Here is an 11,773-nt window from a genome sequence, read left to right as displayed (position 1 = left end):
GGAGATGTCGGTATTTTAGTACTTTAGCATGGGCAATGTTTAAGAACAAAACTGCCGGAGATGTCCGGCTTTATCCAGTAATTTTATTATTTAGTAATCCACCTGTTGACATTTCAAATTAGTATTACTGCTAAAGGGACAAAACCGATTGGTTCGACACAATGGCAGCCAGACAATTTTTACCTTTACGGAGTTGTTGAACCAATAAGATTGAGAGTACTTCTGTAGTAAGCGCTGTACTCGCTTTTCTTTTCAAGCACTGAAGTGCTTACTACGAAAAATACGTTAATTACTGGGTTGTGACTGTTAATACTTGCGGTGGGGTGGCGTCTGGGGGATAGAGTAAGTCTACTTCTACGTCAGAGCGATCGCCTGCTTTTAAGTTTAGCACTGCCAGCGCTTCACCCTGTTGACCTCTTTTTTGTACTAAATGTATAAGTTTGGTCTGGGGTTTACCTTGCTCATCTTTGTAACGTAGTTGCACTGTACCGCGAAATAATACTTGCGGTCCGGGTATACTCAAAAAGCGCAAGCCTCGATTTACTAATTTATCTTGCTTTAGTGGTGTTTGCATTGATATAGTTACAATGCGCCGACTTTGAGTATTATTATATAGTGGCAATTTGAGACTGTATTTAATTCCATAGTTGCCGTGAGCGCGATATGCGGTGTCAGGATAGCGTACCAACATCGGCGCACTTTGAATTTGATTAGTTCCCAAGCTACCACCCGGAATTGTACTCAGAGCGTAAGAAAAGGCTCGACCGGGTTGGGGAATAGTCAGATATTTAGCTTGGGGACGATCTATTAATAAAGCTTTCCACTCAGAACCTTGGGCAACGCCGGCGACACGACCATATATTATTGGTCTAGCACTATTTGGCTCAGTGGGTATTTTATCACGCGGTCCGGCTAAATCACCATTATTTAGAAGATTTTGCCATTCTTGCAGAGAAGGCGATCGCTCGCTACCATCAGAATTTATCGGTGCAAACATCGCCAGACTTGCCGCATAAATTGTACCACTACTTTGCAGATGTATCAATGTTGACCGACCATTTAACGGCGGTGTTAATTCCTTGACCGGAATTGGCTGATTTAACAACATCTGACTTTGCCCTGGCGGAATGACAATTTGTGCTGGTAAAATTTGTTGTCGGAGTTTTCTTAAAACATCAGTCATGACGCGATCGCCTGGACCTGCGAAAATGTTACCTAAAGAATTATCAATAATAGATGGCAATTCTATAAACGGTGCATCTGGTTGACTTAAATAACTCGCTCCTTCCAAAACATTCACCTTCACCGATTGCTTCGTTGGGTTGTGCAAAATTATCCCTAAATACAACGTCCGCAAATTATCTGGAGGTTCCGCTCTGGCAATGTGGTGAGCGAAAATATCAAATCTTCCCCGAAAAGGAAAATTCAAGTGTGCTTGCGGTACTTTTTTCCCATATGAAGGAAAGGTAGAAAGTAAAATCCCCTCCTTCAAAACTAATTCTGGACTATTACTGTTAAACACAGGCACATTATCTAACTGTCCGGGTAAAGGACGCACTTCTTGTTGTTGCACCACTTCCTCTGGTTGTGGTGGGGAAATTGTTTGAGCGATAGGAAAAATTAGTAAAAAAGGCAACATAAATCTACATATTTGTTCACTATCGAGACGCAAACGACTTTATAAAAGTGCCAATTTGTCAACAATCAATAAGAAATCGGCAAAAATTCCTTCAAAATTTTCTTCCGTCAAAATGGGAACGTGGACAAAAATGCAACCAATTGTGAGTTGGTGCTGTCTCAAATAGTCCAAGACTGAATAATAAAGATGCTCGCAGACGAATTTGCCGCAGTCATCGCTAATCTCAATAGCGGTTGCTTCTGCCACCAGTTGTTCTAAATCTACCGTTGTCTGCAAAATATTTTCGGCTTGACTGGCAATTTTTTCAACACTCAATTGTTTACGGCTTTCTGCCATGCCACAAAGGATGATGTAATTTGGTTGAACGACTTCGATTTTTGCCTGAACCTGATAACTGGCAAGCTGTCCATCGACCGGTAACTGTCGTAAAAAAGTAAAATCATAAACAAGCGAGTTAAGTTTACCGACTTCGATCAATAAATCATCAGAGGAATTTGACTGCTGATGAGGCAACCAAATGTCAAAAGAAGTTAATAGGATTCTTTTCTTCATAACAAATATTATTTAGAATATAAAAAGTCTCCCTAAGAAATTTACAAGGAGAAGGTAAATGCCGGTAATTGCAGTCATAGATTATGAGATGGGAAATTTGCATTCCGTCTGCAAAGGTTTGGAAAAAGCAGGGGCAACTCCGAAGATAACTCACTCTTTAAAAGATTTACAACAAGCAGATGCTGTTATTTTGCCAGGAGTGGGAGCATTCGATCCGGCAGTGCAACATATAAGAGCGCGTGGTTTAGAACAACCAATAAAAGAAGCGATCGCCAGCGGCAAACCTTTCTTAGGTATATGCTTAGGATTGCAAATTCTTTTTGAATCAAGTGAAGAAGGCAAACTACCAGGACTCGGAATTATCAAAGGAAAAGTGCGACGGTTTATTCCCGAACCCGGAATTACTATTCCCCACATGGGTTGGAATCAACTGCAATTGACTCAGCCAAAAAGTATTTTGTGGGAGCATTTGCCCTATCAGCCTTGGGTATATTTTGTCCATTCTTACTATGTTGACCCAATTGACCCCCAAATCCGCGCTGCCACTGTCTCCCACGGTAATCAAACAGTCACAGCAGCGATCGCAACCGATAACCTGATGGCAGTCCAATTTCATCCTGAAAAATCCTCTAATATAGGACTGCAAATCCTCTCTAATTTTGTTTCTCAAGTCCGCGAAAAAATTCCTGCATAATATAAATGTGAGTTTTATGTTTAGTCCTAGTCATTAGTCCTGACATCCATTGGACTAATGACGCATGACCAATTAAAAATGAGTCTGAGAATTTACGGAAATCGCCAGATAAAAACTTTACCTGGACAAGATACCCGTCCCACGAGTGCGCGGGTACGCGAAGCAGTTTTTAATATTTGGCAGGGAGAAATAGCTGGTTGTCGCTGGCTGGATTTGTGCGCTGGTAGCGGTTCAATGGGGGCAGAAGCTTTATCTAGACAAGCAAGCGTTGTTGTAGGCATTGAACAATCGAGTCGAGCCTGTGCCATTATCCAACAAAACTGGCAGCAAGTACAAAACGAAAATCAGGAATTTCAAGTGCTGCGGGGAGACGTATTGCAGCGCTTAAAAAACTTATCAGGAAAGCAATTTGATAAAATTTACTTCGATCCGCCTTATGCCAGTGGATTATATCAGCCAGTGTTAGAAGCGATCGCTGATTATCAGCTTTTAGATTCTAGCGGCGAAATAGCCGTAGAACACAGTCCCCAAAATTGGACATCTCCAGTAATTCCAGCTTGGGAAATATGCCGCGAGAAACTTTACGGCAACACCGCTTTGACATTCTACAGAATTCGGGAATGAGGAGAGGGGGAGAGGGGGAGAGGGGGGGATGGGGGGATGGGGGGATGGGGGGACAAGAAGAGTATTATTCAAAAATTCTCCTTGTCTCCTTGTCTCCTTGTCTCCTTGTCCCCCCCACTCCCCACTCCCCAGTTTACAGACCGAGTTTTTCGCCGCGTTTGAATTGCTCGTAAGCCTTATAAAACAAGCCAGCCAGGGTGACAACAATTAAACCAATAACAATGCCTGATAGCAGGGGTTCAACCACTGTAAATCTCCTATAATTAACGTTTTCTGCTTTTGATTCTACCAAATCGGGTATGAATCCCCAATTGAATTGCATTTTTCAGCGCTGAATAAAAATAACGAAACTTAAATTTGTGCTTGCAGACACAATCAAGAACTTTTAAGCTATGTGTATGAAATGAAAACTTTCTTATAGTTTTACAGCAAACCCTTTGGATAACCAGATTAACAAACCTGAAATTCTGATTCAGCGGATCGCTTTGTTGGCAGTGGCGATTCTGCTATCAATCCTTTTGGGCATTTTTGCTGTTCGCACCCTTAGAGCCTCCGATCCATATGTTAAGAGTGTTCTATCGCTGACAGGAGACCCAATTCAAGGACACGCTATCTTTCAAATAAACTGCGCGGGTTGTCATGGGTTAGAAGCCGATGGGCGAGTGGGTCCGAGTTTGCAAGCCGTCTCCAAGCGAAAGTCACGTTATGGGTTGATTCACCAAGTAACCAGCGGTGACACGCCACCAATGCCAAAATTCAAGCCCAGCGTCAAAGAAATGGCGGATCTGTTGAATTATTTGGAGAGTCTTTAAGATTGGGGAATGGGGAATGGGGAATGGGGGCTGTTTAATAGACCTCTTGCAAAATTATTTGATGGTACAGAATGGTGCCACAGGGAAGTGCGTCGTCAGACTGTCCCGCACGCAGCATCACTGAAGATGTTTGTTCAAATACTTTGTCCATAATGAAAAACCTTTCAAGTGTTCCGTTCGCGCTCTCGTTGCGAACGGAAAGTTAGATAACGAGCGCGACTACGTATACATAGTCGCTCTTTATGGGCGAAAATGGGCGACGACTTTTATCCGCGTTCGGCGACGGCTTTGCTTGGAACCGTGTCGGTGCGAACCTTACCCGGTTCGGACGGCTTCCAACCTTTGGCGATCGCTTGACGTATACTGTATTCAACATCACACGGAAGAACGGGAACGATCGGTTCCCACGTCCAATTTTTTGGATGTCCTTGAGGCATCTTAACGATTAAAGTCGCGCCTGATTTATCAAAGTGTTCTACTGCAAATGTTAGCTTTCCCCATCCATTACATTGAGAATAAGTGATTTTTCTGCGGATACGCCACCGATAGCGATCGCCATCAACCACAATTAATCTTGAACCTTTTTTAGGAATAGCCATATATTGCTTAGTTTATTTTATACTAATTCTCTACTTATAAGAGTACATTAATTTACTACCCTAGTCCCTCTAACTAAACTGAGTCAGCATAAAATCGCGGATAACGACGCTCAAATCGGTGAGGGTTGGCGGTGTTATTTTGAGAATAAGTTTGTTTAGGAAACAACCACAATGCATCAACAGACAAGAATTCCTCCCCTAACCAACGATCGCTGGAGACAACCTCGTTTACGGGTAGACACTGATGAGGAAGGATTGCGCCATGCTAGTTGGATTGAATTATTTTTTGATTTAGTATTTGTGGTTGCGATCGCCGAACTGAGTCACACTTTAGAAACCCATCTTTCCTTAATTGGTTTCTTGCAGTTTGCGGCATTGTTTGTTCCGTGTTGGTGGGCATGGACACTCTTTACATTCTACGCGGATCGCTATGACACTGATGATGTGGTGCATCGGCTATTAATTTTAAGTGGAATGCTGGCAATCATCTTTCTGGCAGCGAATGTCCACAACGCATTTAATAATGGTGCAATCGGTTTTGCTTTGGCTTATGTAGCGATGCGATCGATTGTCCTGATGCTATATCTACGAACGGTGCAGTATGTTTCCATTGCACGAGCCAATCTTAACCTATATCTTGCCTCCTACATTCCTAGTACCATCCTCTGGTTAGCCTCGATTGCCTTTGGTGAACCAACTCGCTACATTCTTTGGGCGATCGCCATGACAATTGAGCTACTCACACCCATTATCGGATCGCGACTGTTAACGGGAACTCCAGTACATCCTTCGCATTTGCCAGAACGTTTTGGTTTGTTAACGCTGATTGTGCTTGGCGAAGAAATCGTCTCTGTCGCTTCTACCACTGCTGGAGGCAACTGGGATTTACTGCCGACAATCGCAGCTGTATTCGGCTTTGCGATCGCCGCTTGCTTGTGGTGGCTTTATTTCAATTTTCTGGAAACAGCAGTCATTATTCGCGGTATTCGTTCGGTTCACGTCTATAATTACGGACACCTGCCAATCATTATGGGACTTGCTTTAGTCGCAGTTGGCACTGAACATACAATCCATGAAGCCAGCCATCATGTGCTTTCATTTGGGGCACGTTGGGCACTGTGCGGAGGAGTTGCCCTTTATATGCTGTCGATTTCCGTTATTTGGGTGACTGCCTGTCGTCGCAACTTCTCTTGGCTGATGGTTGCTTCAGTGGCGATCGCTCTTACATTAGCCATATTCGGTGGATTGCTACCACCATTAGGATTACAGGGGCTTTTATTTGCGATGCTTGCTGGAAAAGTCAGCATTGAAATCCTGAAAACTAAGCCTACCGCAACCCGCGAAGATGAGATGATTAAAATCGAAACTAGGGATTAAAAGCAGATGGCTAATATCGTCAAACCACCCTGCGATGAAGGTGTTATACGCACTACATCCAGCCATGAGCCATGTGCTAGAGATGTGAGACCGTGGGTTTTGGCAGCGACGATTCTTGGCTCTAGCATGGCGATGATTGATGGCAGTGTGGTTAACGTCGCACTACCTGTGATGCAAGCTCGATTAAATGCAACCGCAACTCAGGTGCAGTGGGTGGTAGAGTCCTACGCGCTGTTTCTGGCGGCATTAATTTTAGTCGGTGGATCGCTCGGTGATAACTTCGGACGGCGACGCATTTTTGCAGCCGGAATCGCACTTTTCGCTTTCGCTTCGATTTGGTGTGGATTGTCGCCCAATATCAATCAGTTAATTTTAGCACGAGCCATACAGGGAATTGGAGGTGCGCTGTTAGTGCCTGGAAGTTTGGCTATCATAAGTGCTGCATTTAGTCAAGAACAACGAGGACAGGCGATCGGTACTTGGTCGGGTTTTACTGCGATTACATCTGCACTGGGTCCTGTGTTGGGTGGTTGGTTAGTCGAACAAGCATCTTGGCGTTGGATCTTTTTTCTGAATGTGCCTATAGCATTGCTGGTTTTGGGGATTGTATTTTTGCGCGTACCGGAAAGCCGTAATGAAGCCGCAACGAACAAGCTGGATTGGTGGGGTGCATTTTTGGTAACAGTCGGCTTAGGTAGTCTTGTCTATGGATTGCTGGAAGCCGGACATACAAGCTTGAGCGATCCAGTTGCGATTATTGGATTGGGTATGGGTATTGCAACGCTGATTGTGTTTGTGCTGGTGGAAAAAAATCAGCGTATGCCGATGATGCCGTTGAGTTTATTTCGTTCTGGGACTTTCAGTGGTGCAAACTTACTTACCCTGCTGTTGTATGCTGCATTAGGTGGAGTGTTATTCTTTTTTCCGTTTAATTTAATCCAGGTACAAGGTTACTCACCGACTGCCGCAGGTGGTGCTTTTTTACCACTGATTCTGTTGATGTTTCTGCTTTCACGTTGGTCAGGTGGATTAGTTAGCCGTTACGGGGCAAAACGACCGTTGATTATTGGTCCGAGTATTGCTGCTGTGGGATTTGCTTTGTTTGCTTTACCCAGTATTGGGGGTAGTTATTGGATAACATTCTTTCCGGCGATCGCTGTCTTGGGATTTGGCATGGCTATCAGCGTTGCACCACTAACTACTACAGTAATGGGAGCGGTGAAAGTGGAGCAAGCTGGAACTGCTTCGGGGATTAATAATGCAGTTGCCCGCACTGCCAGTTTACTTGCGATCGCTGTTTTTAGTTTAATCATTTCCTATGCCTTTAATTCTGCTCTTGATACTCGTTTAACGCAGCTACAAATACCACCATCAGTCCAACAACTACTGAACCCGCAACGAGTTAAACTAGCTGGAGCAGAAATTCCACCTGGATTAAGTGAAGCGGTTGCTTCAGTATTGAAAAGCGCGATCGCCCAATCATTTGTAAGTAGTTTTCGCTTGATTATGCTGATTGCATCTGGACTGGCAATCGTCAGTGCGATCGTGGCTGCGTTGATGATTAAGCCCCAAGACACCCTTAACTAAGATTTACTAATAGGCGATCGCCAGAAAAAATTAGTGTCTCTAATCTGTCAGCCTCTGCTTCTTCTGCTGCAATGTCAGCATCAACTTGATCGCGGTTAGCATGGTAATAAGCTAAAGCTGCATAAACCTGCGCTAAGGTCAAATGACTAATTTGCTCCGCAATTTCTTCTGCGCTGTAACCTTGTTTATACCATAAGGCTATGCGCCGGACTGTCACCCCTGTACCAGCAATAATTGGGCAACCGCCGTGTATTTCAGGATTATAATTAATTAGTGTGCCGATATCGGTAATAGTTGCCAAAACTTGTTCTCCCAAATTTTTTACATTATCTTTGATCTAAGCGGTTAGGAAGATATTCATTTATAATTACGAATTTACCATCTTTATACTCAGCACGAACTGCTTGAATTTCTGCCTGTGTTTCTGCATCGTCTTCATACAATGCTTCTTCGGCTTCAAAAATTTGTTGCTCAATTAGCTCTTGAAGTTGACCTTTTTTGAATTCAAAATTCAAAAAAGGTCAAAATTCACGCATTAAGAAAGAAAAATAATTTTTAATTAATTCATCCTTCGCGTCAAAGCCCCCACTGGAAATTTTAATTTCAGTGGTCTTCAATTAGTGGCGGGTTCAATCCTTATCTAATTGTCTATGCGTGAATTTTGAATTTTGAATTTTGAATTGGAGCGAAGCGACTTGACGTTTTTCTGTTAAATCAAGGGAAGATATTGCTGATGCTAAAGTTTATAAGGAGAGTTGTAGTTTAACAATTGGCATTTTTCTTTTATTGGGTGTGTTTTTTTCGCATGACACCATTATGCTGATTTTAACAGTTCTAGCAATCCTAAATTGTTTTTGAAAAAGTCTAAGTAGCAATGTAGGGTGCGTTGTCGCAAGCAACGCACCATTTGCATATTTAGTACGGTGCGTTACGGCGTTTTGCCTAACACACCCTACGACTTCATTCTTTGCTTTTTGGAGAATCGTTTTTCTCCTTTTTATCCTGCAAGCTGCGAAATTTAACCAGCACTGAAATATATTGTTGAGTCATCCAAATCAACGCCTCAAGGGATGAGTTACCTTGGTCAATTCGGCTTTTAGCTTGTAAACCAATCAAGAATAGTTGCATTGCCAGCAACAAAGCAATGGTTTTAGTGAGAATATTTTGACGCTTGCCTTGCATTTGTTTGTACCCCAAAGAGTTGATATAGCGGTTCTCGTTTACGTGAGGTACACCCGTAGGGGCACGGCACTGCCGTGCCCTTACACCTAGTGATATAATTTTGTACCGCATCTGAATCGGAACCGCTATAGATATAGGTTCTCTTTGGGGTTGTGTCCCTAAGCAAATACCCCAAGGTTGCTGAAAATGCCTTAGAATCTGGATTACATGAGTTTGGGGTGGTAGTTTAAATTTGGGGTAGCCCCAAACTTCTTACTCAATTTTTGAAAGGCAATGCCGCGACAAACTTACGGTCCTGAACCTAAAAAGCGAGTGAAGCGTCTGCTAGAGGCGTTGCTTTGTTTTGCTGATGGAGAATTTGAGGACGGTGGCTTTAAAATTGAGTACGACTGGAAAGAAGAAGACAGGGCTAACCCCAAGCTGACTGTTGAGACAACGCTGGTAGCTTTAGAGTTGCTGACGCAAAAAGATAAATATCCTGGCAAGTTAACTAAAGAGCAAATTCGAGAAGCGCTAAATTTGCTAAAGGATTTCTTGAACATTCTCGAAGATAACCGTATTCAAATCAAGGGTGTTGATGAATGGCACTTTACACTCAAGCTGTGGTCAAGGGATAGGGAAAAGAACTTAAAACGATTTGATGAAGCTTGGGAAAATAGCAGACCAAAGAAATCGAAAGAATTAGCAGCAAATTTCACCCAAGATGAGGGTGTTGCTACTGTACCCCAAAAACTTACTCTATTCCAAGCGCCACCTTTACCCACATACTTTGTAGAACGCCCAGAGTACAGCGATGATTTAAAGACTCGTCTTTTAAATGGTTCGTCCTCTGATAGTCGCACTTTAGTAATTACTGCGATTCACGGTTTGGGTTCTGTGGGCAAATCTACCTTAGCTGCGGCTTTAGCCCATGAAGTAGAGGTACAATCTCGTTTTTGTGATGGCATTCTTTGGGCAACATTAGGTCAAAAACCCGATGTGCTTTCTTTACTTAGTGGCTGGGTGCAAGCACTAGGAGACTATAGCTTTAAACCTACAAGTGAAGAAGCAACTTCCTCGCATTTGCGGACTCTGCTTTATGAGAAAGATGTGTTGCTAGTGGTAGATGATGCGTGGAATACTAAAGATGCACAAGCATTTAATGTTGGTGGGGTGCGTTGCCAAGTTTTGGTAACTACTCGTGAAGGTTCAATTGCCCATGTTTTGGGAGCTAGGCTTTATAATTTGGATGTGATGAAACCAGCCCAGGCGATGGAACTGCTCAAGAATAGACTAGGACGTGACATCATTGGTGTAGAGCGTCAGTCGGCGGAAAATTTAGCCGAGGCTGTTGGGTATCTGCCTTTGGCGCTGGAATTGGCAGCAGTTCAGGTTGCAAGTGGTACATCTTCTTGGACAGTGTTTTTACAAGATATTCAGAAAGAAATTGCCCGATTAAAATCATTTAACCTTGCTGGAGCTAGAGATGCTACTGATGAAGCCAGCTTAAAACGCCTCAGCCTGACTGCATCATTAAATTTGAGTATCAAGGTATTGCCACAAGAGGAAAGAGAAAATTTTACTTGGCTTGGGGTGTTACCTGAAGATGTCAGCATTACTCCCCAAATGGCAGCAACACTTTGGGATATGGATGATGAGCGCGATGCCTTTGATACATTGGAATATTTCAAGGATAAAGCGCTACTGTTGCCAGGAGTAGCTGTAAATAAAACACCCACCTATCGTTTACATGACTTATTCCACGATTTAGCGTGTAATTTGTTAACTGCTCCCTCTGTACCAAAGCGTCCAGAAGATTTGGCTGGGTTGGGTTTAAACCTTGCTGATGCTCACGCTGCTTTGTTGGAAAAGTATCGGCAGAAAACCCAGAATGGTTTATGGCATACCTTGCCTAATGATGGTTACATTCATCAGCGTTTAGTTTGGCACTTGGAGAAAGCAGGACAAGTAGAAGAGATTCACTTTTTATTGCAGAAGGAGTCGGCAACTGGCAATAATGGCTGGTATGAAGCGCGGGAGAAATTGGGACAAACTGGAGGTTACATCACAGATATTTCTCGTGCTTGGGAATTAGCAGAAGCGAATTGGAATGAATCAACTTTGCCGCAAGTGGTGAGTTTGCAGTGTCGCTATGGTTTAATTACGGCTTCTCTTAATAGTTTGGCAGCTAATGTACCAGTGGAATTGCTGGTAGCGTTGGTCAAAAACAATTTCTGGACTGCTGAACAAGGACTAGCTTATGCCCTGCAAAACCCAGAACCAAAGCAGAAAGTGAAAGCCCTTGCAGAGTTAGTCAACTATTTACCACCAAATTTAGAAAAACTAGCACTTTCAAAAGCACTCGCTGCTGCCAGGTCGATTCAGTCTGAGAGATATCGCGCCGATGCCTTGAGAGCTTTAGCAGAGAAACTGCCAGAGGTGTTGCCAGAAGCACTGGCTGCTGCCAGGTCGATTCAGGATGAGGATTCTCGCGCCGATGCCTTGAGAGCTTTAGCAGAGAAACTGCCACCAGAGTTGTTGCCAGAAGCACTGGCTGCTGCCAGGTCGATTCAGGATGAGGATTCTCGCGCCGATGCCTTGAGAGCTTTAGCAGAGAAACTGCCACCAGAGTTGTTGCCAGAAGCACTGGCTGCTGCCAGGTCGATTCAGGATGAGTTTTATCGCGCCCGTGCCTTGAGAGCTTTAGCAGAGAAACTGCCAGAGTTGT

At 43.5% G+C, this 11,773-nt stretch carries 14 protein-coding genes; 7 read left to right on the top strand and 7 right to left on the bottom strand.

Annotated features, from left to right (window positions below):
* Positions 1-289 precede the first annotated feature (289 nt).
* Together AABK37_RS36870 and AABK37_RS36865 are read right to left on the bottom strand one after the other, a co-directional pair.
* Complete coding sequence (locus AABK37_RS36870) at positions 290-1,639, bottom strand: DUF3370 domain-containing protein (protein ID WP_432556405.1); 1,350 nt, start codon at positions 1,637-1,639, stop codon at positions 290-292.
* 39 nt (positions 1,640-1,678) lie between these two features.
* Positions 1,679-2,191 carry a peptidase C15 gene (locus AABK37_RS36865; protein ID WP_432556404.1) on the bottom strand — a complete coding sequence of 171 codons (513 nt, stop codon included), beginning with the start codon at positions 2,189-2,191 and terminating at the stop codon, positions 1,679-1,681.
* A gap of 58 nt (positions 2,192-2,249) precedes the next feature.
* On the opposite strand from AABK37_RS36865, the gene hisH reads away from it, so the two are divergent.
* The 3 genes from hisH (at position 2,250) to AABK37_RS36850 (ending at position 3,682) form a co-directional block, all read left to right on the top strand.
* Entirely contained in the window at positions 2,250-2,885 is a 636-nt protein-coding gene (gene hisH, locus AABK37_RS36860) for an imidazole glycerol phosphate synthase subunit HisH (RefSeq protein WP_432556403.1), read from the top strand.
* Positions 2,886-2,963: 78 nt separating this feature from the next.
* Positions 2,964-3,509, top strand: a complete 546-nt coding sequence (gene rsmD / locus AABK37_RS36855; RefSeq protein ID WP_432556407.1) for a 16S rRNA (guanine(966)-N(2))-methyltransferase RsmD — start codon at positions 2,964-2,966, stop codon at positions 3,507-3,509.
* Positions 3,506-3,682: a hypothetical protein gene (locus AABK37_RS36850; RefSeq protein WP_432556408.1), complete on the top strand. Its 177-nt coding sequence runs from the start codon at positions 3,506-3,508 to the stop codon at positions 3,680-3,682. The genes rsmD and AABK37_RS36850 overlap by 4 nt, the downstream gene beginning before the upstream one ends.
* On the opposite strand, the gene petG is transcribed toward AABK37_RS36850, so the two are convergent.
* On the bottom strand, positions 3,643-3,756 hold the full coding sequence (gene petG / locus AABK37_RS36845; RefSeq protein ID WP_432556406.1) for a cytochrome b6-f complex subunit V: 114 nt from the start codon (positions 3,754-3,756) through the stop codon (positions 3,643-3,645). The genes AABK37_RS36850 and petG overlap by 40 nt on opposite strands.
* Before the next feature lie 190 nt (positions 3,757-3,946).
* Here petG and AABK37_RS36840 point away from each other — a divergent pair, with 190 nt between their 5' ends.
* A complete protein-coding gene (locus AABK37_RS36840; protein WP_432556402.1) occupies positions 3,947-4,321 on the top strand; it encodes a c-type cytochrome in 375 nt (124 codons plus the stop codon).
* Between the two features lie 266 nt (positions 4,322-4,587).
* On the opposite strand, the gene AABK37_RS36835 is transcribed toward AABK37_RS36840, so the two are convergent.
* The gene (locus AABK37_RS36835; protein ID WP_432556401.1) at positions 4,588-4,920 is read right to left on the bottom strand and encodes a hypothetical protein; all 333 of its coding nucleotides are present in this window, start codon (positions 4,918-4,920) and stop codon (positions 4,588-4,590) included.
* Between the two features lie 171 nt (positions 4,921-5,091).
* On the opposite strand from AABK37_RS36835, the gene AABK37_RS36830 reads away from it, so the two are divergent.
* Both AABK37_RS36830 and AABK37_RS36825 read left to right on the top strand, forming a co-directional pair.
* Complete coding sequence (locus AABK37_RS36830) at positions 5,092-6,297, top strand: low temperature requirement protein A (protein WP_432556400.1); 1,206 nt, start codon at positions 5,092-5,094, stop codon at positions 6,295-6,297.
* A 6-nt stretch (positions 6,298-6,303) separates the two neighbouring features.
* Positions 6,304-7,884 (top strand): MFS transporter, encoded by a 1,581-nt coding sequence (locus AABK37_RS36825; RefSeq protein ID WP_432556399.1) that lies wholly within the window; start codon positions 6,304-6,306, stop codon positions 7,882-7,884.
* Here AABK37_RS36825 and AABK37_RS36820 read toward each other — a convergent pair.
* The 3 genes from AABK37_RS36820 to AABK37_RS36810 form a co-directional block, all read right to left on the bottom strand.
* Positions 7,877-8,185 carry a DUF433 domain-containing protein gene (locus AABK37_RS36820; RefSeq protein WP_432556398.1) on the bottom strand — a complete coding sequence of 103 codons (309 nt, stop codon included), beginning with the start codon at positions 8,183-8,185 and terminating at the stop codon, positions 7,877-7,879. The genes AABK37_RS36825 and AABK37_RS36820 overlap by 8 nt on opposite strands.
* Before the next feature lie 25 nt (positions 8,186-8,210).
* Entirely contained in the window at positions 8,211-8,399 is a 189-nt protein-coding gene (locus AABK37_RS36815) for a hypothetical protein (protein WP_432556397.1), read from the bottom strand.
* A gap of 445 nt (positions 8,400-8,844) precedes the next feature.
* Positions 8,845-9,177 carry a hypothetical protein gene (locus AABK37_RS36810; RefSeq protein ID WP_432556396.1) on the bottom strand — a complete coding sequence of 111 codons (333 nt, stop codon included), beginning with the start codon at positions 9,175-9,177 and terminating at the stop codon, positions 8,845-8,847.
* A 162-nt stretch (positions 9,178-9,339) separates the two neighbouring features.
* Here AABK37_RS36810 and AABK37_RS36805 point away from each other — a divergent pair.
* Positions 9,340-11,773 (top strand): NB-ARC domain-containing protein (locus AABK37_RS36805; protein WP_432556395.1); only part of this gene is annotated, 2,434 nt, incomplete at its 3' end.

The organism is Tolypothrix sp. VBCCA 56010 (assembly GCF_050875635.1).
Lineage (GTDB): Bacteria > Cyanobacteriota > Cyanobacteriia > Cyanobacteriales > Nostocaceae > Hassallia.
Note: the sequence above shows the minus strand (reverse complement) of the source record. Positions and strands in the feature narration are given on the sequence as shown.

Coding starts and splice junctions, on each gene's coding strand:
- AABK37_RS36870 (WP_432556405.1), bottom strand. CDS start 1,639: ATGTTGCCTTTTTTACTAATTTTTCCTATCGCTCAAACAATTTCCCCA.
- AABK37_RS36865 (WP_432556404.1), bottom strand. CDS start 2,191: ATGAAGAAAAGAATCCTATTAACTTCTTTTGACATTTGGTTGCCTCAT.
- hisH (WP_432556403.1), top strand. CDS start 2,250: ATGCCGGTAATTGCAGTCATAGATTATGAGATGGGAAATTTGCATTCC.
- rsmD (WP_432556407.1), top strand. CDS start 2,964: ATGAGTCTGAGAATTTACGGAAATCGCCAGATAAAAACTTTACCTGGA.
- AABK37_RS36850 (WP_432556408.1), top strand. CDS start 3,506: ATGAGGAGAGGGGGAGAGGGGGAGAGGGGGGGATGGGGGGATGGGGGG.
- AABK37_RS36835 (WP_432556401.1), bottom strand. CDS start 4,920: ATGGCTATTCCTAAAAAAGGTTCAAGATTAATTGTGGTTGATGGCGAT.
- AABK37_RS36830 (WP_432556400.1), top strand. CDS start 5,092: ATGCATCAACAGACAAGAATTCCTCCCCTAACCAACGATCGCTGGAGA.
- AABK37_RS36825 (WP_432556399.1), top strand. CDS start 6,304: ATGGCTAATATCGTCAAACCACCCTGCGATGAAGGTGTTATACGCACT.
- AABK37_RS36810 (WP_432556396.1), bottom strand. CDS start 9,177: ATGCGGTACAAAATTATATCACTAGGTGTAAGGGCACGGCAGTGCCGT.